The organism is Candidatus Eremiobacteraceae bacterium (assembly GCA_035710745.1).
Taxonomy (GTDB): domain Bacteria; phylum Vulcanimicrobiota; class Vulcanimicrobiia; order Eremiobacterales; family Eremiobacteraceae; genus JANWLL01.
Window position 1 is genome coordinate 1 of record DASTCX010000039.1, and the last position, 25,226, is coordinate 25,226.

Sequence of the window (25,226 nt, forward strand, 5' to 3'; positions counted from 1 at the left end):
GAGATGGTCATGCCGGGGGACAACGTGCGGATGATCGTCGAGCTGATCACGCCGATCGCGTGCGAGGAAGGCTTGCGCTTCGCGATCCGCGAGGGCGGCCGGACGGTCGGCGCAGGCGTCGTCACCAAGGTCATCGAGTAGGCGAGCAGAGATGGCGAAGAAAGAAAACCGGGTCATCATCACGCTCGCGTGCGGCGACTGCAAGCGCCGCAACTACACGTCGATGAAAAATCGTCAGCATACGACGGCGCGGCTGGAGATCAAGAAGTATTGCAAGTGGTGCAAGTGCCACAAGCCGCACAAAGAGACGCGATAAGGAGAGGACCGGCGGCGTAGGGCGGTAGCTCAATTGGTAGAGTAGCGGTCTCCAAAACCGTTGGTTGCAGGTTCGAGTCCTGTCCGCCCTGCCAGTATGTCGCCGGAAGCAGGAAGCAAAGTCGTGAAAGGCATCAAGGATCCGCCCGACGGCAAGACGTCGAACGTTATGAAGAACGATCCGAAGCGGGATAAGGCTGCCGAGGCGCGCGTCGAAGAACGCGAGCGCCGCTATCGGGCGTTTCAGGACGGCTTGCGCGCGATCGTTTCGGAAATGAAACGCGTGACGTGGCCGAGCCGCGAAGAGTGGGTATCGGCGACACTCGTGACGATCGGTCTCGTGCTCATCGTCGCGGTCTGGACGACGGCGATCGGCCAGCTCGCGGTCTGGATCTTCAAGACAGGGCAATGACGGACGAAGTGGTGGAAGAGCTCGAACAGCGCGACGAGGCACTAGCGGCTTCGGACGACATCCTTGACGTCGCGAACGAGGGCGCCGACGCGAGCGCGCTCGAGATCGAGAGCGAAGAGGCGGCCGAGGCCGCAGAGGTAGACGAATCGGTCGTGGATTCTGACGAACCTGCCGCGGAACCGGCGGAGCCTGTCGAGATCGTCGATCCGGATCGCAAGTGGTACGTCATCCACACGTATTCGGGCTACGAGAACAAGGTCAAGGCGAATCTCGAGCGGCGCATCAAGTCGATGGCCATGCAAGATTTCGTCTACCGTGTCCTCGTTCCGATGGACAAAGAAGTCGAGTTCAAGGACGGCAAGCGGCGCGAGGTCGAGAAGAAGGTGTATCCCGGCTACGTCCTCGTCGAGATGAAGATGACCGACGCGTCGTGGTACGTCGTGCGCAACACGCAAGGCGTCACCGGCTTCGTCGGATCGCCGGGCTCGGGCGAAAAGCCGCTTCCGCTCGCAGACAAAGAAGTGAAGACGATCCTCAAGCAGATGGGCATCGAGACGCCGAAGCTCAAGATCGACTTCAGCAGAGGGGACCGCGTCAAGGTGACGTCCGGACCGTTCTTCGACTTCACCGGCACGGTCGACGAGATCGACCCGCAGAAGGAGAAGCTGCGCGCGCTCATATCGATCTTCGGCCGCGAGACGCCGGTCGAGCTCGAGTTCTATCAGGTCGAAAAGGTATAACCGTGAAGAAGGTCATCGCGAAGATCACGCTACAGTGCAATGCCGGCAAAGCGACGCCGGCGCCGCCCGTCGGGCCGGCGCTTGGTCAGCACGGCATCAATATCATGGAGTTCTGCAAGACGTACAACGAGCGGACGGCCAAGGAAGCCGGCCAGATCATTCCGGCCGTCATCACGGTATACGAAGACCGCTCGTTCACATTCATCTTGAAGACGCCGCCCGCGTCGGAGCTCATAAAGAAGGCTGCCGGCGTCGAGAAAGGCTCGGGCGAGCCGAATCGCAAGAAGGTCGGCAAGCTGACCCCGTCCGCGTTGCGCGAGATCGCGCAGAAGAAGATGAACGACCTCAACGCCAACGACATAGACGCGGCGATGAAGATCGTCGCCGGCACCGCGCGGTCGATGGGCATCGAAGTCGGATAACCTCAGATATCCGTGGGAGGAGCGAGTCGCTCCGCTTGGACCACAAGGAGACTACAAGTTGAGCAAGCACGGTAAGAAGTATCTGGAGAGCGTCAAGTCGCTCGGCGAAGAGCGGCTCGTCGATCCGATAGGCGCCGTCAAGGCTATCAAGGCGACGGCGAAGGCGAAATTCGACGAGACGGTCGAGGTGCACATCCGTCTCGGCGTCGACCAGAAGAAGAGCGATCAGAACGTCCGCGGCACGGTCGTGCTTCCGCACGGCACCGGCAAGACGAAGCGCGTCATCGTCTTCGCGAAGGGTGAGAAGGCGAAGGAGGCGACCGAGGCCGGCGCCGACGTCGTGGGCGACGATGATCTCATCGAACGCGTCAAGGGCGGCTGGGGCGATTTCGACATCGCGGTCGCGACGCCGGACATGATGGGCGCCGTCGGCTCGAAGCTCGGCAAGATCCTCGCGCAACGCATGCCGAACCCGAAGGTCGGCACGGTGACGAATAATCTGCGCCAGGCGGTCGGTGAGATCAAAGCCGGCAAGGTGGAGTATCGGCTCGACAAGACGGCGATCATCCACTGCATCGTCGGCAAGGCGTCGTTCACCGAAGAGGCGCTGCTGGACAATTTCACGGCGCTCATGGACGCGATCGTCCGCGCCAAGCCGGCGTCTGCGAAGGGCACGTACCTGCGCAGCGTTACGCTCGCGACGACGATGGGTCCGGGCGTACGCGTCGATCCGACGCGGCTCAAGTCCGCAACGGCGGCATGACATAAAGATTTGAGGCGGTCGACCGTAAAGGTCGACCGTTCCAACCGGACGTCCGATGACAGCAGGCCGCGCTCGCGCGCGTTAATCCCCGAAAGGGGACCTGCCGAGGAAGTGAACGGGTTTGACGGAGCCTCTCGCTCCGGACGGCACGGGCGCTTTCTCGAGGACTCTCGAGAGGGCGTTCGTCACGTTCAGAGCGAGGAGGTGAATACACGACCATGCCTACCGAGAAAAAGAACGAAGCGATCGAGGAGCTCAAGCAAAGGCTTGCGGCGCATCCGAACGTCTTCTTCACCGACTTCCGCGGACTGACGGTCACCGAGCTGCGCACGTTGCGAAACGCGCTCCGCAAGGAATCCGTCTCGTACGAAGTCGTGAAGAACACGCTCTTCGGCATCGCGATCGGCGGCGAGAAGCGGACGGAGCTCAAGTCCGTGCTCGAAGGACCGACCGGGATCGCCTTCGTCGGACCGGACCCGGTCGGTGCCGCAAAAGCGCTGACGCAGTTCGCGAACGACTCGAAGAAGCTGCAGATCAAGGCCGCGATCGTCGACGGACGCGTCATCGATCGCGCGCAGATCGAGGCGCTGTCGAAGGTGCCGCCGCGCGGCGAGCTCCTGTCGCGACTCGTCGGCAGCCTGCGCTCTCCGATCTACCGACTGCACGGAGCGATGCAAGGCCACCACCGTCGTCTGGTCTACGTGCTCAGCGCGATCCACGAGAAGCGCGCGCAAGCCGAACCAGCCGCTTAAGCACTAAGAATTGTAGCGGTCGAGCTTTAGCTCGACCGGCCGAGCGCTGCTCGGCATGAGAAAGGAAATCAGGACAATCATGGCTATCAGCGAATTGCTCGATCAGATCGACAAGCTCACGGTCGTCGAGCTCCACGAGTTCGTCAAAGCGCTCGAGGAGAAGTACGGCGTTACGGCGGCGGCACCGGTCGCGGTCGCGGCTGCGGGCGGCGGTGGCGCAGCAGCGCCTGCCGCGGAAGCGAAGACCGAATTCGACGTCATCCTCACGGCGGCCGGCGAGAAGAAGATCAACGTCATCAAGGTCGTGCGCGAAGTCGTGCCCGGCCTCGGCCTCAAGGAAGCTAAGGACCTCGTCGAGGGTGCTCCCAAGGCCGTCAAGACCGGCGTCACAAAGGAAGAAGCCGACGCGGTCAAGGCCAAGCTCGAAAGCGAAGGCGCGAAGGTCGAGATTAAGTAGTACGATCCGCAGGTCAACGAAACGGATGCGCCGAGGGTCGCCCTCGGCGCTCTTTTTCTAAGCGGGTTCACAGACGTAAGCCCAGCTGTTAGGATACTATAGAAGCGTGAGCAGCGCGACCATAGCACGCACGAGCGGCGTGCGCCAAGAGATCAACCCAGCCGAGCCTGGCCAGCGGCGCTTGGCTCTGATCAGCCTTGCCGTCATGCTCGGCATGATCATGGCGATCATCGACACGACGATCGTCAATGTCGCGCTCAACCAGATCGGCGGCAATCTCGGCGCGTCGCTCGACGAGGTCGGTTGGGTCGCCACCGGATATCTGCTCTCGGCGGTCATCATCATGCCGCTCAACGGGTGGTTGACCGCGAGGTTCGGACGCAAGAACTACTACGCGGTTTCGGTCGCGATCTTCACGATCGCGTCGGCGCTATGCGGTACGGCGACGAACATCTGGCAGCTCGTCGCCTATCGCGTCATCCAAGGCATCGGCGGCGGTGCGCTCCAGCCGACCGCGCAAGCCATCCTCTTCGAGTCGTTCCCACCCGAGAAGCGTTCGCAGAGCATGGCGCTTTTCGGCCTCGGAGCGATGGTCGGGCCGGCGGTCGGGCCGCTTCTCGGCGGTTACCTCGTGTCGAATTACAATTGGCCGCTGATCTTCTATATCAACCTGCCGATCGGCATCGTCGCATTCTTCATGGCGCTCGCCTTCATTGACGACCCGCACTACATCGAGAAGCACGAGCAGCCGCTCGACGTGCTTGCGCTCGGCTTGCTCACTATCGGCCTCGCGTCGCTCCAGTACGTCCTCGAGCGCGGACAACATGACGATTGGTTCAACTCCCCGCTCATCATCGTGCTGACCGTGAGCTCGATCATCTGCCTCGTCGCGTTCGTTTGGCGTGAGCTGCGGGTGGAGAACCCGCTCGTCGACCTGCGCGTCTTCGCGAACCGGACGTTCACCGCCGGCAACATCGTCGGCATCGTCACCGGTTTCGGCTTGTTCGGACTGAGCCTCATCTTGCCGCTGTTCATGCAGGCGCTGCTCGGATGGGATGCGTGGCAGACCGGCGTCGCGTTGTTGCCCGGCGCGCTCGCGACGGCGCTGAGCATGCTCGTCATCGGGCGGCTGTCGAATCGCATCGATGCCCGCCTCATCATGGCCGCCGGGCTGGCGATGTTCGCGTTCTCGACCTGGGCGATGAGCCACCTGACGCAGCAATCCGGCTTCTGGGATATCTTCTGGCCGCGGGCGTGGCAAGGTTTCGCGCTTGGCTTCATCTTCGTGCCGCTTTCGGTCGTCACGATCTCCGCGCTGCGCCGGGATCAGATCGCTAACGCGACGGGCATCGGCACGTTGCTTCGGCAGATCGGCGGCAGTCTCGGCATCGCGTTTCTGACGACCTATCTTCAGGGCGACATCCAGCGCGTCTACGCCTCGCTTGCGTCGCAGATCAACGACGGCCGGTCGATCGTCCAACAGGCGATCGCGGCGGCAGCCGCCAGGATCATGGCGACCGGCGCGACTGCGACGGAGGCGCACCAGACGGCGCTCATGCAGATCGCTGGGCAGCTCCAGCTCAATGCGACGGCGATCGCGTACGAGGATCTCTTCCGGATCTCGGCGCTGCTCTTCTTCGTGACGCTGCCCGCGGTGCTGCTGCTCCAGAAGAGCAAGCGCGTCCCCGGCCCGGCCCCGCTGCACGCCGAGTAGGCACCAACGCAAGGGAGCGGTCGAGATTTATCTCGACCGCCGTGGCCATACCACTCAGATAGATTGAAGCGGTCGACCTTTACGGTCGACCGCCGCGGTCTTATCAAATGAGAGAATGTAGCGGTCGAGCTTTAGCTCGATTGCCGGTGCCTCTGCTACGAGGGCTTGTAGATAAGGCTCGTGTCGGTTGTCGACTTCGTAAGACCGCTCGTGACCGTTAGTCTACTCGAATACTTGCCGAACTGCTTCGGGTCGCTCTTAAAAAACTGCTCGATGCGCGAGATGCGATCGCTCGTCGCCGGGTGGTCTTGCACATACTGCTCGAAGCCGGCGTTGCCGTAAAGTTTTTCGAGTTTCTGGAAGAACCAGACCATGCCCCAGGGGTTGTAGCCTGCCTGGCCGGCGAGGATGACGCCCTCGTGATCCGCCTGGTATTCCTGTGCGCGGCTGAAGTTCAAAAACGCGTAGCTGCCGAGGTAATTGACGAGGTCGAACGTCATCTGATTGTGGATGAAGATGCTCAGCACGCTGCCGATGATCTGGGCGGTCTGCGCTTTGTGGATCCGGTCCATGACGTGGCCGAGCACGAGGTGTCCGGTTTCGTGGCCGAGGACGCTGGCGAGCTCGTCCTCGTTCTCGGCCTGCGCCATGAGCGCATCGTTCACGTAGACGCTGCCGCCGGGCACCGAAAACGCGTTGACATCCTTACCCTTGACGAGGATCCAGTTCTGGTTGTACCATCGCGGCTGATTCGCGGCGGCGATCTTATCGCCCACCGCACGGAGCGCGGGATACCAGGGGGACGTGTCCTCGATCTGGTTCTGGCTGCGAAGCTGCTGGTAGACTTGGTTGCCTATCTGGCGTTCCTGATCGTGCGCGTCGGCCAAGGCTTCGCTCGGCAGCGCTGCTGCGGCGACTGCCGCGATAGCAGCGGCGCCGGCACCCTTCAAAAGGTCGGATCGCTTGAGCAACGCGGGGTTGCAATGGAGGCAGTATTCGGCGGGTTTCATCGCTCTGATAACGTCTCTTGTGTCAGGTTTGTCGCGAATACCGGCCGGAGGCTCACCAAATTCTCAGATGTGGTTTCGGAAGAAGGCATCGCCGCCGGGCTCGGAGAGAAACCCATACGATGTCAGGACGACGCGAAGGCCGGTGCCAGGCGAGGCCTCGTAGCGGCTCTTCATTGCAGCTTCCACAGCCGCTCGGTCGAGGTCGTCGTATCCGGAGGAACCGACGACAAGCGATGCCACCGGTTTGCCTTTGGGGTCGATGATCGTATCGACGAATACCCGACCGGTCGAATGTGCACTGAGTGCAGCCGGTGGGAAAACCGGCTGCGCGATCTGCTGTCCGAATATCGCCGGCTTGACGTTGAAGACCGAAGCTTGCTCGGGTGCTCCGGCCCAGACTCGATATGCGTGCTTGGCCGCAGCGCTTTGGTCCACGACGGCGTAGAACTTGTCGCACGTCGTTTGGTGCCCGTCTGCGTATGTGATCTTGTCTACCCACACTTTGGTCAAAGCCGCCGCCGACCAAGCGAACGCACCACGTGCATCGAGGTCGTTGCCCGAAGCGCCGGGCGGATTAGCAAATGCCACTTGATTCCAAGGTATCGAGTATCTCGTGCCCGACGCATCTTCTGCCGCTACCTCTAGGCTCGTGATATTCGCGGCGGACGTCGTAGCCACGACTGTGTACCAATCCGTTTCACCCGACTGGCCGGCGTTGGACAACCAACCGAACGAGATTTGTGCTGGGCATGAGTCGCGCGGCGCCTCCGGGGCCGGCGCCGGCCATTTGGGAAATGCATAGACGACCAGTTCGGCACCATCCGGATCAGGCTTCCCGTCCTTCAGCGGCGGCGCATATCTTATTCTGCGCGCTTCTGCTAGCGCATAAGTGTCGAGTCCGTCGTCTTGGCTTGAATCGAGAATTCGGAAGTCATTTGGGAGCCCTGATGCGTTAAAAAATATCTCGATGTTCACGACGCCTTGAATGCCTTTAAGCATCTCTTGACGCGGATATCCGTATCCGAGATCGACATTTCCGGGTGTCTCGTACACGTGCTTGGCGAAGCTCTGAACCGACGGATCGATCACATGCGCCGAATCGAACGTATCGATTTCGGTGCTCGCGATTCCGAACTCGCTTTGAACGTCCGTGACCGATTGCCAAGCTAGGCTGCAATCGATCCCTGCAGAGGTCGGAGAAGTCACGACACGAGATATCGATACAGCGCTGATGTCCGCGGTCGGTCGATCGAACGTGCCGAGCGCACGGGGAACCTGCCACTTGTACGCCACCCGCTTATCCTGGGCCAGTGTGACGTCTTGCCAGGTCGTCTCGTCGGTAGTGCTAGAGCCTGATGTGCGTAGCAAGAAAGAGATAGAAGAGACCTGACCCGCGCCACCCGTCACCGTGACCTGATAGCTCTCGTAAGCGCCCGATGCGGCGCGTCCGACGTCGACAACGGATTCGAGCGTGATAGGGCAGGTTGCTGCTTCCCCTCTCCCTGTGCAGAACAGCAGTCCAACGGCGGTCAACGCAGACCAAGCAACAGGCGAGATGCGCAATCCTGGAAATCGGTTCACGCGGTGCCTCCCCTTATGGGGTGCTGCCGTCGTCCTTCGCTCAAGCGCGGCCGCGGCGGTCGAGATAAATCTCGACCGCTCCCATCAACCGATACCTAGTGCAGGAACGGCACTAAGAGCAGCGAGACGATGTTGAGGACTTTGATCATCGGATTGATCGCGGGCCCTGCGGTGTCTTTGTACGGATCGCCGACCGTATCGCCGGTGACGGCGGCCTGGTGGGCCGGGCTGCGCTTGCCGCCGTAGTTGCCGTCCTCGATGTACTTCTTGGCGTTATCCCAGGCGCCGCCGCCCGACGTCATCGATACCGCGACGAAGAATCCGGTGACGATCGAACCGATGAGCGCGCCGCCGAGGATGAGCGCCGCGTTGCCAGGTCCGATGAACGGGATGAAGCCCACCAGGACGATGACGATCGGCGTGAGCACCGGGATGAGCGCCGGCACGATCATCTCTTTGAGCGCAGCGGACGTCACGATGTCGACGCAGCGGCCGTAGTCGGGGCGCGCGGTCCCTTCCATGATGCCCTTGATCTCGCGGAACTGACGGCGCACTTCTTCGACGATAGCACCGCCGGCGCGGCCGACCGCTTCCATGCACAGCGCAGCGAAGCGGTAGGGCAGCGCGCCGCCGACGAGCAGACCGACGAGCACGTACGGATTGTCGAGCGCGAAGACGAGGTTACGGCCCGCGGCTTGCAGCTCTTGCTGGAACGACGCGAACAGGACGATCGCGGCAAGCGCGGCCGAACCGATCGCATAGCCCTTCGTGACCGCCTTCGTCGTGTTGCCGACGGCGTCGAGCGGATCCGTGATCGCCCGGATCTCCGGGCCGAGCTGCGCCATTTCGGCGATGCCGCCGCCGTTGTCGGTGATCGGACCGTACGAATCGAGTGCGACGATGACGCCCGCCATCGAGAGCATCGCCATGACCGCGATCGCGACGCCGTACAAACCCGACAACCCGAACGCGACGAGGATGCCGATGACGATCGTCAGCGCCGGCAGCGTCGTCGATTTCATCGATACCGCGAGGCCGGTGATGATGTTCGTCGCGTGTCCGGTCGTCGAAGACTTCGCGATCTCCTGAACCGGCGGATACTGGGTGCCGGTGTAGTACTCCGTGATCCACATAAGCAGACCGGTGATCGCAAGCCCGACCATCCCGCACACCCACAGTCGCCACGGCTCGTACTGGACGTTGTTGACGGCCGCTTCTGCGCCGCCCATGACCGAACCGGTCGCGAACCAGTAGGCGATAGCCGAGAGGACGGCTGCGACGGTGACGCCGACGTACATCGCGCCCATGATGTTCTTGCCGCTGACGCGGACGAACATCGTGCCGATGATCGACATGATGATGGAGATCCCGCCGAGGACGAGCGGGAAGACGACCGCCGTCATCGCGAGGTCGCCGTTGCGGCCGAAGACGAGGGCGCCGAGGAGCATGGCCGCGACCGTCGTCACGCAGTAGGTCTCGAAGAGGTCTGCCGCCATGCCGGCGCAATCGCCGACGTTGTCGCCGACGTTGTCCGCGATGACCGCCGGATTGCGCGGATCGTCTTCGGGAATGCCAGCTTCGACCTTGCCGACGAGATCGGCGCCGACGTCGGCGCCCTTCGTATAGATGCCGCCGCCGAGACGCGCGAAGACCGAGATGAGCGAACACCCGAATGCGAGCCCGACCATCGCGTTGAGCGCGCTGGGCAGATCGCCCGGGTAGACCTGCGACATGATCCAGAAGTAGCCGGCGACGGCGATGATGCCGAGACCGACGACGAGCAAGCCGGTGATAGCGCCGCCGCGGAACGCGACGTTGAACGCGCTCGCGAGTCCGCCTTTCGCCGCTTCAGCGGTGCGGACGTTCGCGCGCACCGCGATGGACATGCCGATGAACCCGGTCGCGCCCGAGAGGATCGCCCCGATCAAGAAGCCGACCGCCGCCTGCCAATGGAGGAAGATCCCGATGATGATCGCGAGGATGATCGCGACGACGGCGATCGTCGTGTACTGGCGCCGCATGTACGCCATCGCGCCCTCTTGGATCGCCGCGGCGATCTCTTGCATGCGTGCCGACCCCGCGGGCTGGCGCAACACCCAGAAGATGAGGTACGCGCCGTAGGCGATCGCGATGACGCCGCAGATGAGCGCGAAGGGGATGGCGAGCGCCGTGGCGCCGGAGCTTTGCAGATTCATCGGCTCGAACGTGTCTCCAATAGCTGTGAAGGCAAGCGCGGGCCGCACGACAACGCAGGGTACGACATGCGGCTAGGCCCTGACCGATTTGCGCGGGGCCTCATGTGCGTATGATGTTCGAGTCTGGTTTGCCCTCCACCCGGGCCCTCCTGCGCCGCGGCACCGCTCGGCTGCCGGAGAATCGGCAGGGCCGTCGCGTCGAGCGGCTGGAAAACAGCGCATCGTGCTCAAGTTCTTCGCGCAGCGTGCAGTGCGCTTCATCGCGGTACTGTTCGCGATTTGCATCGTATCGTTCGTATTCTTGGGCGCGATCCCGGGCAATCCGGTGCAAGTGCTGCTCGGCCAGCACGCGTCGCGCGCGGACATCGAACGCGTGACGCACGATCTGCAGCTCGACAAGCCGTGGTACGTCAGGCTCGGCGCGTACCTGACACAAGTCGCGCACGGCAATCTTGGCACGTCGCTGGCCGACCATCAGCCGGTCGCGAGCAAGCTCGCGGAATATTTCCCGGCGACCGTCGAGCTGGCTCTCGCCGCGATGATCGTCGCGATCGTGATCGGTGTGCCGGCGGGGATCATCGCCGCGCTCAACCATCGCAAGCCGCTCGATACGCTCGTCACGAGCGGCGCGCTGCTCGGCGTTTCGATCCCGGTCTTCTGGCTCGGCTGGATGCTTCTGTTCCTGCTCGCGTACGAGCCGACGAAGATCGGCCTCAACCTGTTCCCGGCCGGCGGCCGGCTCGACATCCGTTACGACTTCCCGGCCCACACGCACTTCATGACGATCGACGCGCTTCTCGCCGGCGACTGGCCCGCTTTCGCCGACGCGTTGAGCCACCTCGTCCTACCGGCGATCACGCTTTCGACGATACCCATGGCGATCGTCGCGAAGATGACCCGCGCAGGCATGCTCGAGGTGCTGCGGACGGACTACGTGCGTACGGCGAAGGCGAAAGGACTAGGGGCGTGGGCGGTCGTCGTCAACCACGGATTGCGCAATGCGATGATCCCGATCGTGACGGTCATCGGTCTGCAGACCGGCTCGCTGCTCGGGGGCGCCGTCCTCACGGAGAGCATCTTCTCGTGGCCGGGCGTCGGCCGGCTCGCATACGAGGCGATCAGCAACCGCGATTACCCGCTCATCAACGGAGCGGTGCTGTTGTTCGCGACGACCTTCGTCGTCGTCAACCTCATCGTCGATCTGCTCTACGCCGCGCTCGACCCGCGCATCCGCTACGCCTGACCGTTGACCTCAAGCACAGCGAGGACGGCCTGTGTCGGCGGTCACACGGGGCGTTCAGAGCGCATGGTACGATAACTACCATAGTACGGGTTATGGGGGAACAGGCATTTGAACGCGCGCATGCGATCGCGGATGGGCATGATGAAAGACCAAGACCGCGCCACACCTATCACGGTATATCCGGCGACGCGCAAAGAACAGCCCGCGCGCATTTGCTCGCGCTGCTTCGCGCGCAACCTTTCGGGTGAGACGTTCTGCAAGGTCTGCGGCGACGAGCTCCCGATCGCAGGCGTCGATCTCGATCTCGGGGTCACGCGGCGCGTCGACGTCGGTGAGCTCAAGGCGACCTTGCTCATCCACGGGATCGGCGACGTCGGCGGCGACGTCGCGATCGACCTCGAAAAGGACATATCCCTCGTCGGGCGGTCGTCTTCCGTCGACACCGTGCGGCCGGACGTCGATCTGTCGGCCTACGACGAGTCGCAGTACGTCTCGCGCCGGCACGCCTTCATCTTGCGCCGCCAGGGCGCGCTCGTCGTCGAAGACCTCGAGAGCGTCAACGGCACGTTCGTCAACGTGACGCAACAGCTGGCCCCGCACGTGCTCACCCCGCTGCGCGACGGCGACGAGATAACCTTCGGGCAGACGCGGTGCACGGTGCGCATCGCGGGCGGTACCGCCAGGTAGATTCGTACCAAGCCACCACCTTGAGCGCCGGCCTCCGTGAGGAGCCGGTGCTTTGTTTTGCCTGCGCTCCCAAGAGTGTGACGACGCGCAAATAATCGACGTTTTCAAAAAAAGGGTGAAAACCGTAAATAGCGAACCTCGCGACCCGGAACCGCCTGACGCGTCCCACGTCGATCGAATCCTGAGAATCGATTCGTGTGAGGGCATTTGCGTTATGATACGGAGGTCGTAGGCGAACTTGGCTTCGAAGGCGCGTGGCCGGCCGGACCTCGGCAAACAGCCGAAGGAATGGATGACGTCCGGTGAGGTCGCCCGAGCGTTCGATATGACGGACGCCGCGATCCGTCGATGGGCCCGCGAAGGGCTTGTCGAGGCGATAAAGACGCCCGGCGGGCAGTACCGGTTCCGGCGCGAGTCGCTCGCCCGACTCCTTCAAGTCAAGCACCCGAACGGCACGCAGGCTACCGCCGAACGAAAGCGGACCCGGCCGTGACGGCGCGTCTGCAGCCCAAGGACAAGTGCACGATCGGCGGGATGACGCTCACCCGCGAAGAGGTCATCCATAAGTATCTGCACTTGGTGAAGTACGTCGCCGGCCGGATCTCGATCAACCTGCCGCCGCACGTCGAGATCAACGACCTCATCAATGAAGGCATCCTCGGCCTCATCGACGCGATCGGCAAGTACGACGACTCGCGTGGAGTCAAATTCGAGACCTACGCCATCACCCGCATCAACGGAGCGATCCTCGACGCGCTTCGCGCGCTCGATTGGGTGCCGCGCGCGGTCCGACAAAAGGCGCGCGAGATGGAGCGCGTTTTCGCGGACCTCGAAAACCGCTTGGGCCGCGTTCCCGAGGACGATGAAGTCTCCGCGGCGCTCTCCATCACGGTCCGCGAGTACCACGGCTTGCTGCTCAAGATCCGGGGTACGTCGATCTTATCGCTCGAAGAGTTTCTGCCCAACGAGAAGGGCCACGACGTGGCTCTCATGGATACGCTCAAGGACAACACCCCCGATCCGACCCATCTCATCGAGTCGAACGAAGTGCGCGGGGCGCTCGCAACGGCTGTCGACAGCCTGCCCGCGCAAGAGCGGACCGTCATCTCCCTCTATTACTTCGAAGGGCTGACGCTCAAGGAGATCAAGAGCGTTCTCGACGTCTCCGAATCGCGCGTTTCGCAGATACACGCGCAAGCCGTCATCCGGCTGCGGTCGAAGCTGAAGGCGATGCACGTCGACATGGGCTACCGCGAAGGCGACCCCAACGTCAAGCAGAAGTACGTCCGCAAAAAGCCGCAAGCCCCGCAAACCGCCTCGCAATAGCGCGGCCCCATTTGTTGTAGCGGTCGAGCTAAAGCTCGATCGCTACAGACGCTCGACAAGGTCGTGGCGGTCGACCGTAAAGGTCGACCGCTCCATCTTTTTCTATGGCGCGATCGCGGCGGTCGAGCTATAGCTCGACCGTTCTATGGCGAGGCCTACCAAGGTCGAGTCGCGGCATCGTCCGAAACACCACGCACATGAGCTTCTTGTCGTCGCTGCGAGCCGGACTCGCGAAGACGCGCGACCAGCTGGCAGGGCACTGGAACGCGCTCATCGGCCGGCAAATGGTCGACGACGCGTTTTGGGAGGAGCTCGAAGAGACGCTCATCGCCGCCGACTTCGGCGTCGCCACGACGGAAAAGATCGTCGGTCAACTCAAGATCGCGGCGCAGCAACAGAATCTACTGGCGGCCGGCGACGTCATCCGCGTCTTCCGCACCGATGTCGCCGACTACCTCAACCACCCGTCGATCGCGCCGACACCGCAACGCTCTAAACCGCACGTCGTCCTCGTCGTCGGCGTCAACGGCTCGGGGAAGACGACGACGATCGGCAAATTGGCCGCTCAGGAGCGGTCGCGGGGCAGGTCGGTCATGCTCGTCGCCGGCGACACGTTCCGGGCCGCCGCCGCCGAGCAGCTCGAGATCTGGGCGAAGCGGAGCGGGGCAGAGATCGTGCGCCAACGCGAGGGAGCCGATCCGGCCGCGGTCGTCTTCGACGGTCTGGCGGCGGCCAAATCGAGGGGCGTCGACGTCGTCTTCGTCGACACGGCAGGACGACTGCAGACCAAGCACAACTTGATGGAAGAACTGAAGAAGATACGGCGCGTCATCGCGCGCGCCGTCGAAGGCGCGCCGCACGAAACGCTGCTCGTCCTCGACGCGACGACAGGACAAAACGCGATCTCGCAGGCGCGCCTCTTCCACGAGGCCGGCGACGTCTCGGGCATCGTCCTCACGAAACTTGACGGCACTGCCAAGGGCGGGATAATCGTTGCGATCATGGACCAGATCGATCTGCCGGTGAAGTACGTGGGCTTCGGCGAGCAGGTCGACCAACTCAAGACGTTCGATCCTCGATCGTACGTCGAAGCGCTATTCTGATCGGAGAACGCATAGGTGTCTGACAAAGAGAAGGCCCTTGAGAACGCCGTCGCTCAGATCGAGCGTCAATTCGGCAAGGGCTCGATCATGAAGCTCGGCGAGGCCGCGGCGGCCATGCAGATCGAGGTCATATCGACCGGGAGCATCGCGCTCGACCTCGCGCTCGGCGTCGGCGGCATCCCGCGCGGACGCGTCGTCGAGATCTACGGGCCGGAGTCCTCGGGCAAGACGACGATCGCGCTCCACTGCATCGCCGAGGCCCAGTCCAACGGCGGCACCGCGGCGTTCATCGATGTCGAGCACGCGCTCGACCCGCTCTACGCGCGCAATCTCGGCGTCGATCTTGACAACTTGCTCGTCTCGCAGCCGGACACAGGTGAGCAGGCGCTCGACATCGCCGAGATGCTCGTCCGTTCGAACGCGGTCGACATCGTCGTCATCGACTCGGTCGCGGCGCTCGTGCCGAAGGCGGAGATCGAAGGCGACATGGGCGATGCCCACGTCGGCCTCCAGGCACGCCTCATGTCGCAGGCGTTGCGCAAGCTGACTGCGGCGATCAGCAAGTCGCGGACGACGATGATATTCATCAACCAGATCCGCGAGAAGGTCGGCGTCATGTTCGGCAGCCCCGAGACGACGAGCGGGGGCCGGGCGCTCAAGTTCTACGCATCCGTGCGGCTTGACATCCGTCGGCTCGAGTCGATCAAAGTCGGCACCGACGTCGTCGGCTCGCGGACGCGCGTCAAGGTCGTCAAGAACAAGGTCGCACCGCCATTCAAAGTCGCGGAGTTCGACATCACGTACGGAAAAGGCGTCAGCAAGACCGGATCGCTCATCGACGTCGGCCTCGAGCAGAACGTCATCGGCAAGAGCGGGTCGTGGTACACGTACGGCGATCAGCGGATCGGCCAAGGCCGCGAGAACGCGAAGGCCTATCTCGAAGAGCATCCGGACACGGCGGCCGAGCTCGAAGAGAAGATCCGCGCGCTAATCGCCAAGCCGTCGATCGCCGTCGAAAACGGCAGCCTGCGATACGCCGCCGTCGCGGAATAGCGGTCCTTCGTGCCCCAGCGAGCCGACGGTAACGCGCTTGCGGCAGCCGTGCGGCTGCTGTCCGTCAAGCGACTCACGAAAGCGCGGCTAGCCGAAAAGCTCGGCGAGCGTGGCTATGCGCCCGATGCGATCAAAGCTGCCGTCGACGAGTGCGAGCGGCGCAAGTACGTCGACGATCGCGCCTTCGCGGTGCTGTACGTGCGCGGCGCGCTCGATCGCAAACCGGTCGGACGGCTCGTTTTGCTTCGAAACCTCGTCCGCAACGGGATCGATGAGGATCTCGCGAGCGAGATATTGGATGAAGCCGATCGCGACGAGGACGAACGGATAGACCTGGCCCTCGCGCGTTTGGTCGCTTCGCGGCCCCAAGACGGTTACGGACAGCTCGGCCGGCGCCTCGAACGCGCAGGTTTCGGCGCGCCGTCGATAGTTCGGGCGCTCCGCCGACGTGCCGAGAGCCGCGGGTCCGTGCCCGAGGCGGCATCCTTCGAGGAAATTTCGTGACCGGCGAACCGGCGGCCGACCAGCCGACGACGATCAATCTCGGCGGCGGCTTCGTCTATCTGCGTCGGGTAGACGGTCATTCGGCGATCGTCGTGTCGAGCATAGCGGGAACGGGAGCGATCGGCATGATGAGCGCGTCGGAAGTCGACGCGCGTACCGACGACTCGTTGCGAAGATGGCTTGGCTGGTGGGCGTTTCCCGACCACGCGCGGATCCGGCGCGTCAACCAGGTGCACGGCGGACGCGTCGTGCCGGCGTCGTCGTACAATGGGGCCGCGCCCGACGCGGACGGCGTCTGGACGCGTGACTCGTCGGACATCCTCGTCATCCGCGCCGCCGATTGCGCTCCAGTCTGGATCGTCGATCCGCCGAACAAGACGATCGCGCTCGTCCATGCGGGTTGGCGAGGCGTCTCCGTCGGCATCATCGATCACGCGCTCGACGCGTTGGAGTCGGCCGGTGCCCATCGCGAGGATCTGCACGCGGCGATCGGTCCTCACATCGGCCCGTGCTGCTTCGAGGTCGGCCCCGAGGTGAGCGCGCTGTTCCTCGACGACCGCGGCGCGGTCGGCGACGCCGGGCTGCTCGTCGTCGAGCGCAAGCGCCAAGACGGCGTTTCGCTCGATCTCGGGGCCGCGATCGAACATCGCTTGCTAGCCGGCGGGGTATCCGACGTGCGCATCGACGCCGCCGACGCGTGCACGCGCTGCCACAAAGACCTCCTGCACTCGTACAGGCGCAACGGCACCGGCGGGGCGCTCATGGCGGCGATCGCGGCCGTGCTTCCTTAACACAGGTCGAACCGAATCGGGCCGCAAAAGGCTCGTGACTTTCGCTGAGGTAGGATTCAACGTCATATGACTGCGACGCAGCGAGTGCCGAGCATCCGCACCGCGCTCGTCGTCGACGACGAGCCGCACGTCGTCGAGCTCATCTCCGATGTTTTGACTTCGGAAGGCTTCGCCGTGACCGCGGCAGCCGATGGACCGGCGGCCCTTCGACGCGCGCGTGCGAGCCAGCCGGATGTCGTCGTCCTCGACGTCGGCCTTCCAGGCCTTGACGGCTACGAAGTCTGTCGCGCGCTGCGCAAGGAAGGGCCGGTGCCGATCGTGTTCGTCACCGCACGCGGCGCCGAGGTCGATCGCATCGTCGGACTCGAGCTCGGTGCGGACGACTACGTCGTCAAGCCGTTCTCGCCGCGCGAACTTCTCGCTCGCGTGCGCGCCGTTCTGCGCCGCAGCGGCGCACCGGAGCCGCCGCCGATGCAGCGCCGCGTCGCGGGCGACATCGCGGTCGACGCGGACAAACGAGAGGTGACGATCCGCGGCAAGCTTATCGATCTGAAGCCGCGCGAGTTCGACGTCCTCTGGCTTTTCGTCCGCAACGATGGGCGCGTGTTCACGCGGGAGCAGCTCATCGAAACGTTGTGGGGTTTCGATTTCGAAGGCGACCCGCGAACCGTCGACGTCCACATCCGCCGCATCCGGCGTGCGCTCGGCGATCGAGCCGACCACCCGCGCTACGTCCATACGATCCATGGCGTCGGTTACAAGTTCACGTCGTCGGCGGATTGACGACGCGTCGACGCCCCTGCCTCAGGCACGCTCGCTCGAGATGCCGCTGCGAGCGCTCGCTCACGAGCGATGCGTCGCGCCGCTGCTCTTCGTAGAAGTGACCGGCCTCGGCGCGGGTTCGAGCGCTGTCCGTTCCGCCGCGACGAGCGCGATCGAGGACGCGCTGCGCGCGGCTGCGGGAACGCTGTTACGGCGCGACGACGTCGTCGTTTGCGGGCCCAACGCGAGGTGGTACGCCGCGCTCTTGCTCGACCGCGCGGTGGCGGCAAGCGCACGCGCGGCTGTCTCGGACGCGGATCTCGGCATCGTCGCCGCGCGGCTTCGCGCCTCGATCCGGAGCGCGCTCGAAAGTGCTATGCCGAGCGAAGCTCGGCGAGCTGGGGTCGTCAACCCCGCCGTCCGCGTCGGGTGGACGATCATCGAACCGCGCGACGCCGAGCGGCCGCTGACCGAGCTGCGACACGCGCTCCGCGGCGCTGCCGTCGTCGGGCGAATCGAAGAACGTCGCGGCACGGTGCTTGCGGCCATCACGCATGAGCTGCGGACGCCGTTGACGTCCATAGTCGGCTTCGTCGAGCGGCTGCGCGAGGATGGCGACGCGAGCCCGAAGCGGCGCTCGCGAGCTTTGAGCATCGTGGCGGAGGAGGCGCGTCGGCTGTCGCGCCTCGTCGACGGCCTCATCGATGTCGGCGCCTGGCAGGCGGGAAGTTTGACCCTGCGTCGGCGCGCGGCCGACCTCGGGCAGATCGCAAGGAGGGCGAAAGCGCTCGCCGCCGAGGCGGCGAGGGAGCGTCGCGTTCGCGTGACGGTCAGCGGCGAAGCGACTGCCGACGTGGACCCCGATCGCGTGCTCCAAGTTCTCGTCAACCTCATCGACAACGCGATCCGGCACGCGAAAGCTCGAGGCCTCGTCGACGTCGTCATCAGCGGCGGTCGAAAAGGCGCGTCGATCGTGGTCTCGGACGACGGCGAAGGGTTCGACTCCGAGACGATCGGGCGGATCGGCGTGCCGTTCGCGACCGGCTCGAACGGTAAGGTCGGGCTCGGACTTGCGATCGCATCGATGCTGGTCGCTGCGCACGGCGGTATGATCGAATTCGGCGGCAGCCGCAGCCGCGGCGCACGAGTCACAATCCAGCTGCCACGCTGACGACGTCTTTGGGAGCGGTCGAGATTCATCTCGACCGCCACGGTCTTGCGGGTTCCTGTGCGCGCCGTAACGCAGGAGCGAACAAACGTTTGCGGTAGTTTCGCAGCGACGTGCACGCAGCGACCGCCGCCCGGATCTACGTACTGACGGCAGCAGCCTTCATCGTGTCCGCGTCGGTTTGCGCGTTCTCAAGACCGGCGAACGCCGTGGAGATCGTCGCGCTCGCGAAAGCGGCGGCCGAATACCACGGCGGCAACGTCGACACCGGTCAGCTCTACGCCCAATGCTTCCTGTCGACGATCCGCAACGACGTGACGCTCACGCCGGATGGCACGACGTACGTCATCACCGGCGACATCGGCGCGATGTGGCTGCGCGACGCGAGCGCGCAGGTGCGACCATACCTGTTCTTTGCATCCGATCCGGACGTGCGCTCGATGCTCCGCGGCGTCATCGCCCGCGAGGCGAAGGATATCGGCATCGATCCGTACGCGAACGCCTTCAACCGCGACTATAAAGTCGTCGAAGAGAAGTACGAGCTCGACTCGCTTCTCTACCCGATCCAACTCGCGTGGATGTATTGGAAGTCGACCGGCGACACGTCGGTGTTCACGCCCGACGTCAAGGCGTCGTACGAGAAAGCGCTCGCGGTCATGGAGCTCGAGCGCGACCACTCGCAATCGCACTATCGCCACCGGCAGCTGCCGAGCGATGGCGCGGGGAGCCCCGTCGGATACACCGGCATGATCTGGACGGGGTTCCGTCCGAGCGACGACCCGACGAAATACGGCTATCTCATCCCCGACGAGATGTTCGCCGTCAGCGCTCTGGCGGAACTCGCCGAGATCGAATCGCTCGTCTGGCATGACGGCGCGAAAGCGCAAGAGGTGCTCGCATTGCACGACGGCGTCGCGGACGGCATCAACGATTTCGGCATCGTCTACACGCCGAAATACGGCTACGTCTACGCGTACGAAGTCGACGGGCTCGGGCATTCCAACCTCATGGACGATGCGAACGTCCCGAGCCTCTTGTCTGCGCCGTACCTCGATTACGTCGACGCGAGCGACCCGATCTACCAGAACACTCGCCGGCTCATCCTGTCGCCGGACAATCCATATTTCTTCGCAGGCAAGATCGCGCAAGGCATCGGCAGCCCGCACACGCCGGTGCATTTCGTTTGGCCGCTCGCGCTCGTCATGCAAGGGTTGACGTCGACCGATCCGACGGAAGTCGCGGGCGTGCTCACCGAACTGAAAGCTTCGGACATCGGCGACCATCTGCTCCACGAGTCGTTCGACGTCGACGACCCGACGCGTTTCACGCGCTCGAACTTCGGCTGGCCGTGTTCGCTCTTCTCCGAACTCGTCCTCGACCGCGTCATGGGAGATCCGCCGCTGCCGATGCTCGCCGTGGGCGACGCGCGAGCGTTTCAATCCGCTCGCGCGGGCGGTCGCTAAAGTCGGCCCGGCGCATGAAGCATCGGGCTTGACGGCGAAACCGCCGACGCGGAGCAGCAACGCGAGACGCCACCAATCGAAGTGAAACGGAAGGTTCGGAGCTAGATGCCCGTCACGCTAGTCGTCGGCGCCCAGTGGGGTGATGAAGGCAAAGGACGCATCGTCGACTATCTTGCGGCCGGGGCGGACGGCGTCGCGCGATTCGGCGGCGGTGCGAATGCGGGGCACACGGTGCGGGTCGGCGACAAGACATATAAGCTGCGCATCGTTCCGAGCGGCGTCATCGCCGGTGTCGCGTGCATAATCGGACCGGGCACGGTCGTTTCGCCTGCAGCGCTCGTCAAGGAGCTGACCTATCTCGAAGCTGCCGGCGTCGACACATCGCGCGTCTGGCTCTCGGACCTCGCGCATCTCATCCTTCCATATCATATCGAGCTCGATCGCGCTTCGGAGCGCGCTCGCGGGGACGTGAAGATCGGAACGACCGGCAACGGCATCGGCCCCGCCTATGGCGACCGCGTCGCGCGCGTCGGCGTTCGTGCCGGCGACTTGCGCGACGAGCGCGCATGGCGAGCCGCCCTCGCGGCCCGTTGCGCGGCGCTGGCGGCCACGGGGATCTCGGTGGACGACGGCGCCATCGCGTCCGAACTTGCGACGCAGGCGAAACAACTGCTTCCGCACATCCGCGACACGGTCGAGCTCCTCAACGACCTCCTTCGGGGCGGCAAGCGCATCATCGCCGAAGGCGCGCAAGGCAGCTTGCTCGACGTCGGCCTCGGCACGTACCCGTTCGTCACGTCGTCGGTCACGGTCGCGGGCGGGGCGGGCGCCGGACTCGGCATCGGCCCGACGCGCATCGATTCGGTCGTCGGCGTCGTCAAGGCGTACGCGACGCGCGTCGGCGGCGGTCCGTTTCCATCCGAGCTCGACGACGCGACGGGTCAGCGGTTGCGCGAGATCGGCGGCGAAATCGGAACCGTCACCGGACGACCGCGGCGCTGCGGATGGCTCGACCTCGCTGCATTACGCTACGCGGTCGACATCAACGGCATGACGCACCTCGCGATCACGAAGCTTGACGTCCTCGATTCATTCGACCGCATCGGCGTCTGCACGAGCTACAAGTCGGCGCCGGAGATCTCGGTGCCGTTCGCGATCGCGCAAGGAGCATCGTGCGAGACGACCTACCTCCAGGGTTGGAAGACGTCGATCGGCGGCGCCCGATCGTGGGAAGACCTGCCGGCTGCCGCGCGCGACTACGTCACATTCGTCGAACGGCATCTCGACGTGCCGGTTTCGTACATCTCGGTCGGGCCCGAGCGATCGCAGATCATCGTCCGCCCGAACGCGCCTTTGCGAATCCCCGCGTCCGTCCGGTGAAACCGTCGCGGGCGCTGGCGACCTTTGCGACGCTCGAACGGCGGCCTGCCGCTGCGGTCTTCGCATCGAACGCCGAGCGGCGCCGAAGCGAGGCTGCGGCAGCGCGCGAGCACCAGTGTAACGTCGCGACTCGCACTTTCCTGGCCGCGCAGCCGCTTTGGACGTCCGAGCTCTGCTCGATCATAGAGCGGCGATTTGATCGAAGCTACGTCACGCTGCGAGACCTTGCGCGGTGTAGAGCGGCGGCGGAACGCCGCGGCGAGACCCACGAAGCACAGCGCCGCCGATGGGCGCGCATGGTTCGCGGGCTCGAGCGCCGGATCGCCCGCGCGGCGGAGCAGGAGCCGATTTGGCCAGACTGACCGAAGGCCAAGCGGAATCGCTCATATCGGCTCTGACGCGAGACACGGGCGTTTACGCGGCCACGAGCAGCGCGCCGAGCGATCCGTCGGCGTGGCATCCGGCCGAAGGCGTCGAATCGCCGCCGACCGCGACGGAGACCGACACCGACGCTCGGCGGCTACGCGCGTTCGCCCGCGATGCCGCGAAGACCGATGAGGTCGGGCGCACGCTCACGCTCGATTTGGCTTCGTATTTGCGCCGTCCGGTGCGCTGCTCGCTGAACCGCGCGGCTCCGGCGATCGCATCATCGTGGCGCTTCGGTGCGAAGATCGACGGCGGAATGGCGTGGATTGACATCGACACCGGCCTGGCGTCGGCATTCGCGGACGCCATGATCGGCGGCGATGGCACGGCGCAGATCGGGCGCGGCCGCAAGGTGCGAGGGCTTGCATCGATCGTCGCTAAGCGCATGCTCGACGCGATCGCGGCAGCCGCGGCGGTCGGACTTCGAGGCCCGGTGGAAGCCACCGCACAAGCGGACGAACACGGTCCGGCGATCGCCGGCGGTTTTTGTGCTGTTGCGATCGATCAATTCCCCTGGGCGATCGGCGTCGCCGCGTCCGTGCCCTTGGCCGCGCAGGCGAGACCGTCTCCGGTCGACGATAAACGTCGACCGCTCCATACCACCGACCCAGAGGAGGCGTTGCGGAACGCGATCGACGCCCTCGACACGCGGTTATCCGAGCTGACCCTCAACCGCGTGATCGCGCGGCAGGCGAAGATCGAGCGAATCGACGGGGCGGAAGTCGCCGGCCCTCCTGGTGTCATCCTCGGACTCGCTTTGACGGCCGGCGGCAACGGCGTCGTCGTCGCGTTCGCGGACGCTGCAGCCGTGTCGGGTATCGCCGGCGCGGCAGCGGGCGGCGCGGCCGCATCTGCGACCGGCGTTCCAGGCGAGATCGCGCTTGCGGCAGCCGAGGCGGTGGTCCGAGATGCCCTCGAGCGCGCGGTCGTAAATCTGCCCGCCCTTGGCGACGAGGGCCACAGAATCGTCCGTCTCTCGGACGATCCGCTCACCGCCCGGACGCCGCATCACGCGGTCGACGTCGAGGTGTCGAGCGAGGGCAAAAAGGGAACGCTCAGGGTGCTCGTGCCGTCGTGGATGCTCGTCCATCGGGAGAAGAAGGGCCGTTGAACGCACTGCTCGCGGCGATCGCGAGGACGTTTGCGTTTCGGCGCCGGCACCGGATCGCGCAGGTCATCGAAGAGGTGCCGCTCTTCGGCGGCAGTGCGCTCCACGTCGTCGATGTCGGCGGCGAACGTCTTGTATTCGCGACGGCGCCCGGCGCGATATGTCTTTTGGCCCAATCTAAGCCGGTGACTTCTGCCGCACTCCGGGAGGAGGAATCGTGGACGTCCGTCTAAAGCCGATATACGTGATAGGGCACAGCAGCCGCGAGGACGCTGGCGTGCGGCCCGAAGAGAGGATCAGTTGACGTTTCGGCGCGCGTACCCATGGATGTGGACGGCTGCCTTCCTCGTGTCGGCCTTTGGCGCATATTGCCTCGTCCGTTCCCTGCTCGAACAGCCCGCTGAGAATCCGACGCGCGATCGCATCCGCGCGCTCATAGACGAGGCCGACCAACTCCTCAAGACGCTTGACGAGCAGCGGCGCGGTTAAGACCGACGCCGCATCCCTTGCGCGCGAGCCTCTAGTCCTCGACGATCTCCTCGAGAACGGACAGGGCGTCGGCCGCATCGACGGCCTCGTCACGTTTGTCACCGGCGGTCTACCCGGCGAGCGCGTCCGCATCGCGGTCGACGAGGTGAAGAAGAACTACGCCGGCGCCCACGTGATCGACATCGAGGAAGCTTCGCACGACCGCGTCGACCCCGGCTGCCCGGTATTTCCCCGTTGCGGCGGATGCCAGACGCTGCATCTGCGCTACTCCGCCGAACTCGAGTGGAAGCGAAGACGAGTCGTCGAGGCGCTCGCTCGTTTGGGGGGCATGAAGTCGGTCGACGTCGCCGCCGTCACGACGGCGCAAAGCGAAGCGGACCCCGGCTATCGCAATAAGGCGTCGCTCGTCTGCAAGCGAGATCGCGGCGCCGATCGGCTCGGCTTTTACGGCGCGCGCTCGCACAGACTCGTCGCGATCGAGAGCTGTCCGGTATTGCTGCCGCGCTTGCGCACGGCGGTCGAACGGCTTATCGCGTTCGCAAAGGAAGCGACACAAGCGATGCGCGACGTCGAGCACGTCGTCGCGCGCGCGAGCGCGACGGGAGCCGATCTCGTCGTCGCCTTCAGCGGCAAGGCGCCCAATCGCGCGCTGGGCGGTGCAGTCGAAGAGCTGCGCAGACGCATTCCAGAGTTGACGGGCATCGTGTCGGCTTGGGATCCTTCGAGCGAGAACGCGGTCCTCGGCCGTCGATCCGCTGTCTTGTGGGGATCGCCCGTCTTGCGCGAACGAGTCCTGGGCGCCGATTTCGTGTTCGGCATCGAATCGTTCTTCCAGATCAATACCGCGCTGCTCGAACTGCTCGCCGGCCGGATCGTCGATCGGCTGAAGGGCGCACGACGTGTCATCGACCTCTATAGCGGCGTCGGAACGTTCGCCGTCTTGCTCTCGAAGAACGGCGCGGCGACGACCGGCGTCGAGACGTCGCAGCATGCCGTCGACGAAGCGGCGGCCAACGCAGCGCACAACGGCGTCACGAACGCCGCGTTCGAATGCGCGACCGCGGCGTACGCGCTTGCCGGCGAGCGCGGCCGGTCGCTTCTCGCCGGGGCGGACGCCGTCATACTCGATCCGCCGCGCAAAGGCTGCGAGGAAGGCGTCCTCGCTCCGCTCGCCGCCGCGGCCGTGCCGACGATCCTCTACGTCTCGTGCAACCCCGCGACGCTCGCTCGCGATGCGGCAATTCTCGCAAGTTCGGGGTACTCGCTGCGGTCGGTCCAGCCGTTCGATATGTTCCCGCGCACGGGGCACGTCGAGGCGCTTGCCGAATTCGAGTGGACGGCACCGCACTAGACGAGGAGAGT

Annotated in this window: 28 protein-coding genes and 1 tRNA gene; 26 read left to right on the forward strand and 3 right to left on the reverse strand. The window is 64.6% G+C overall.

From position 1 onward, the window contains the following. The 10 genes from tuf to VFO25_13435 all read left to right on the forward strand — a co-directional run. Positions 1–141: elongation factor Tu (tuf, locus tag VFO25_13390; protein HET9343897.1), on the forward strand; the 141-nt coding region annotated here is incomplete at its 5' end. Positions 142–151: 10 nt separating this feature from the next. Beyond that, a complete protein-coding gene (rpmG, locus tag VFO25_13395) occupies positions 152–316 on the forward strand; it encodes a 50S ribosomal protein L33 (GenBank protein HET9343898.1) in 165 nt (54 codons plus the stop codon). Between the two features lie 18 nt (positions 317–334). Beyond that, a tRNA-Trp gene (locus VFO25_13400) sits at positions 335–410 on the forward strand. A 29-nt stretch (positions 411–439) separates the two neighbouring features. Continuing rightward, positions 440–727, forward strand: coding sequence for a preprotein translocase subunit SecE (gene secE / locus VFO25_13405; GenBank protein HET9343899.1), 288 nt, complete (start codon positions 440–442; stop codon positions 725–727). A 197-nt stretch (positions 728–924) separates the two neighbouring features. Beyond that, complete coding sequence (gene nusG / locus VFO25_13410) at positions 925–1,467, forward strand: transcription termination/antitermination protein NusG (GenBank protein HET9343900.1); 543 nt, start codon at positions 925–927, stop codon at positions 1,465–1,467. A gap of 2 nt (positions 1,468–1,469) precedes the next feature. Further along, entirely contained in the window at positions 1,470–1,889 is a 420-nt protein-coding gene (gene rplK / locus VFO25_13415) for a 50S ribosomal protein L11 (protein HET9343901.1), read from the forward strand. Positions 1,890–1,947: 58 nt separating this feature from the next. Continuing rightward, complete coding sequence (rplA, locus tag VFO25_13420; protein HET9343902.1) at positions 1,948–2,652, forward strand: 50S ribosomal protein L1; 705 nt, start codon at positions 1,948–1,950, stop codon at positions 2,650–2,652. 218 nt (positions 2,653–2,870) lie between these two features. Continuing rightward, positions 2,871–3,404, forward strand: a complete 534-nt coding sequence (gene rplJ, locus VFO25_13425; protein HET9343903.1) for a 50S ribosomal protein L10 — start codon at positions 2,871–2,873, stop codon at positions 3,402–3,404. 79 nt (positions 3,405–3,483) lie between these two features. Beyond that, a complete protein-coding gene (gene rplL, locus VFO25_13430) occupies positions 3,484–3,861 on the forward strand; it encodes a 50S ribosomal protein L7/L12 (protein ID HET9343904.1) in 378 nt (125 codons plus the stop codon). Between the two features lie 106 nt (positions 3,862–3,967). Beyond that, a complete protein-coding gene (locus tag VFO25_13435) occupies positions 3,968–5,575 on the forward strand; it encodes a DHA2 family efflux MFS transporter permease subunit (protein HET9343905.1) in 1,608 nt (535 codons plus the stop codon). Between the two features lie 155 nt (positions 5,576–5,730). Here the strand turns inward: VFO25_13435 and VFO25_13440 are convergent, their stop codons facing one another. The 3 genes from VFO25_13440 to VFO25_13450 all read right to left on the reverse strand — a co-directional run bounded on the left by VFO25_13440 (position 5,731) and on the right by VFO25_13450 (position 10,361). Beyond that, complete coding sequence (locus tag VFO25_13440; GenBank protein ID HET9343906.1) at positions 5,731–6,585, reverse strand: M48 family metalloprotease; 855 nt, start codon at positions 6,583–6,585, stop codon at positions 5,731–5,733. A 63-nt stretch (positions 6,586–6,648) separates the two neighbouring features. After that, positions 6,649–8,166: an energy transducer TonB gene (locus VFO25_13445; protein HET9343907.1), complete on the reverse strand. Its 1,518-nt coding sequence runs from the start codon at positions 8,164–8,166 to the stop codon at positions 6,649–6,651. A gap of 95 nt (positions 8,167–8,261) precedes the next feature. Then, entirely contained in the window at positions 8,262–10,361 is a 2,100-nt protein-coding gene (locus VFO25_13450) for a sodium-translocating pyrophosphatase (protein ID HET9343908.1), read from the reverse strand. 223 nt (positions 10,362–10,584) lie between these two features. Here VFO25_13450 and VFO25_13455 point away from each other — a divergent pair, with 223 nt between their 5' ends. The 16 genes from VFO25_13455 (at position 10,585) to rlmD (ending at position 25,215) form a co-directional block, all read left to right on the forward strand. Then, a complete protein-coding gene (locus VFO25_13455) occupies positions 10,585–11,604 on the forward strand; it encodes an ABC transporter permease (protein ID HET9343909.1) in 1,020 nt (339 codons plus the stop codon). A 108-nt stretch (positions 11,605–11,712) separates the two neighbouring features. Continuing rightward, positions 11,713–12,291, forward strand: coding sequence for an FHA domain-containing protein (locus tag VFO25_13460; GenBank protein HET9343910.1), 579 nt, complete (start codon positions 11,713–11,715; stop codon positions 12,289–12,291). Positions 12,292–12,529: 238 nt separating this feature from the next. Then, positions 12,530–12,784 (forward strand): MerR family transcriptional regulator, encoded by a 255-nt coding sequence (locus VFO25_13465; protein HET9343911.1) that lies wholly within the window; start codon positions 12,530–12,532, stop codon positions 12,782–12,784. Next, positions 12,781–13,617, forward strand: a complete 837-nt coding sequence (locus tag VFO25_13470) for a FliA/WhiG family RNA polymerase sigma factor (protein ID HET9343912.1) — start codon at positions 12,781–12,783, stop codon at positions 13,615–13,617. Before VFO25_13465 ends, VFO25_13470 begins: the two co-directional genes overlap by 4 nt. A 197-nt stretch (positions 13,618–13,814) precedes the next feature. Continuing rightward, positions 13,815–14,720, forward strand: a complete 906-nt coding sequence (gene ftsY / locus VFO25_13475) for a signal recognition particle-docking protein FtsY (protein ID HET9343913.1) — start codon at positions 13,815–13,817, stop codon at positions 14,718–14,720. Positions 14,721–14,735: 15 nt separating this feature from the next. Beyond that, positions 14,736–15,773, forward strand: coding sequence for a recombinase RecA (gene recA / locus VFO25_13480; protein HET9343914.1), 1,038 nt, complete (start codon positions 14,736–14,738; stop codon positions 15,771–15,773). Between the two features lie 9 nt (positions 15,774–15,782). Further along, positions 15,783–16,277, forward strand: coding sequence for a regulatory protein RecX (locus VFO25_13485; GenBank protein HET9343915.1), 495 nt, complete (start codon positions 15,783–15,785; stop codon positions 16,275–16,277). After that, on the forward strand, positions 16,274–17,068 hold the full coding sequence (locus VFO25_13490) for a polyphenol oxidase family protein (protein ID HET9343916.1): 795 nt from the start codon (positions 16,274–16,276) through the stop codon (positions 17,066–17,068). Before VFO25_13485 ends, VFO25_13490 begins: the two co-directional genes overlap by 4 nt. Before the next feature lie 66 nt (positions 17,069–17,134). Beyond that, positions 17,135–17,851 (forward strand): response regulator transcription factor, encoded by a 717-nt coding sequence (locus tag VFO25_13495; GenBank protein ID HET9343917.1) that lies wholly within the window; start codon positions 17,135–17,137, stop codon positions 17,849–17,851. Between the two features lie 40 nt (positions 17,852–17,891). Further along, positions 17,892–19,001: an ATP-binding protein gene (locus VFO25_13500; protein HET9343918.1), complete on the forward strand. Its 1,110-nt coding sequence runs from the start codon at positions 17,892–17,894 to the stop codon at positions 18,999–19,001. A 110-nt stretch (positions 19,002–19,111) separates the two neighbouring features. Further along, complete coding sequence (locus tag VFO25_13505; protein ID HET9343919.1) at positions 19,112–20,461, forward strand: glycoside hydrolase family 125 protein; 1,350 nt, start codon at positions 19,112–19,114, stop codon at positions 20,459–20,461. Between the two features lie 105 nt (positions 20,462–20,566). After that, positions 20,567–21,841: an adenylosuccinate synthase gene (locus VFO25_13510; GenBank protein HET9343920.1), complete on the forward strand. Its 1,275-nt coding sequence runs from the start codon at positions 20,567–20,569 to the stop codon at positions 21,839–21,841. A gap of 349 nt (positions 21,842–22,190) precedes the next feature. Next, positions 22,191–23,378: a hypothetical protein gene (locus VFO25_13515; protein HET9343921.1), complete on the forward strand. Its 1,188-nt coding sequence runs from the start codon at positions 22,191–22,193 to the stop codon at positions 23,376–23,378. Continuing rightward, positions 23,375–23,608: a flagellar biosynthetic protein FliO gene (locus tag VFO25_13520; protein ID HET9343922.1), complete on the forward strand. Its 234-nt coding sequence runs from the start codon at positions 23,375–23,377 to the stop codon at positions 23,606–23,608. The genes VFO25_13515 and VFO25_13520 overlap by 4 nt, the downstream gene beginning before the upstream one ends. Before the next feature lie 67 nt (positions 23,609–23,675). After that, complete coding sequence (locus tag VFO25_13525; GenBank protein HET9343923.1) at positions 23,676–23,864, forward strand: hypothetical protein; 189 nt, start codon at positions 23,676–23,678, stop codon at positions 23,862–23,864. After that, positions 23,842–25,215 (forward strand): 23S rRNA (uracil(1939)-C(5))-methyltransferase RlmD, encoded by a 1,374-nt coding sequence (rlmD, locus tag VFO25_13530; GenBank protein ID HET9343924.1) that lies wholly within the window; start codon positions 23,842–23,844, stop codon positions 25,213–25,215. Before VFO25_13525 ends, rlmD begins: the two co-directional genes overlap by 23 nt. Positions 25,216–25,226: the final 11 nt, after the last annotated feature.

Coding starts and splice junctions, on each gene's coding strand:
- rpmG (HET9343898.1), top strand. CDS start 152: ATGGCGAAGAAAGAAAACCGGGTCATCATCACGCTCGCGTGCGGCGAC.
- rplJ (HET9343903.1), top strand. CDS start 2,871: ATGCCTACCGAGAAAAAGAACGAAGCGATCGAGGAGCTCAAGCAAAGG.
- rplL (HET9343904.1), top strand. CDS start 3,484: ATGGCTATCAGCGAATTGCTCGATCAGATCGACAAGCTCACGGTCGTC.
- VFO25_13440 (HET9343906.1), bottom strand. CDS start 6,585: ATGAAACCCGCCGAATACTGCCTCCATTGCAACCCCGCGTTGCTCAAG.
- VFO25_13450 (HET9343908.1), bottom strand. CDS start 10,361: ATGAATCTGCAAAGCTCCGGCGCCACGGCGCTCGCCATCCCCTTCGCG.
- ftsY (HET9343913.1), top strand. CDS start 13,815: ATGAGCTTCTTGTCGTCGCTGCGAGCCGGACTCGCGAAGACGCGCGAC.
- VFO25_13495 (HET9343917.1), top strand. CDS start 17,135: ATGACTGCGACGCAGCGAGTGCCGAGCATCCGCACCGCGCTCGTCGTC.
- VFO25_13500 (HET9343918.1), top strand. CDS start 17,892: ATGCCGCTGCGAGCGCTCGCTCACGAGCGATGCGTCGCGCCGCTGCTC.
- VFO25_13510 (HET9343920.1), top strand. CDS start 20,567: ATGCCCGTCACGCTAGTCGTCGGCGCCCAGTGGGGTGATGAAGGCAAA.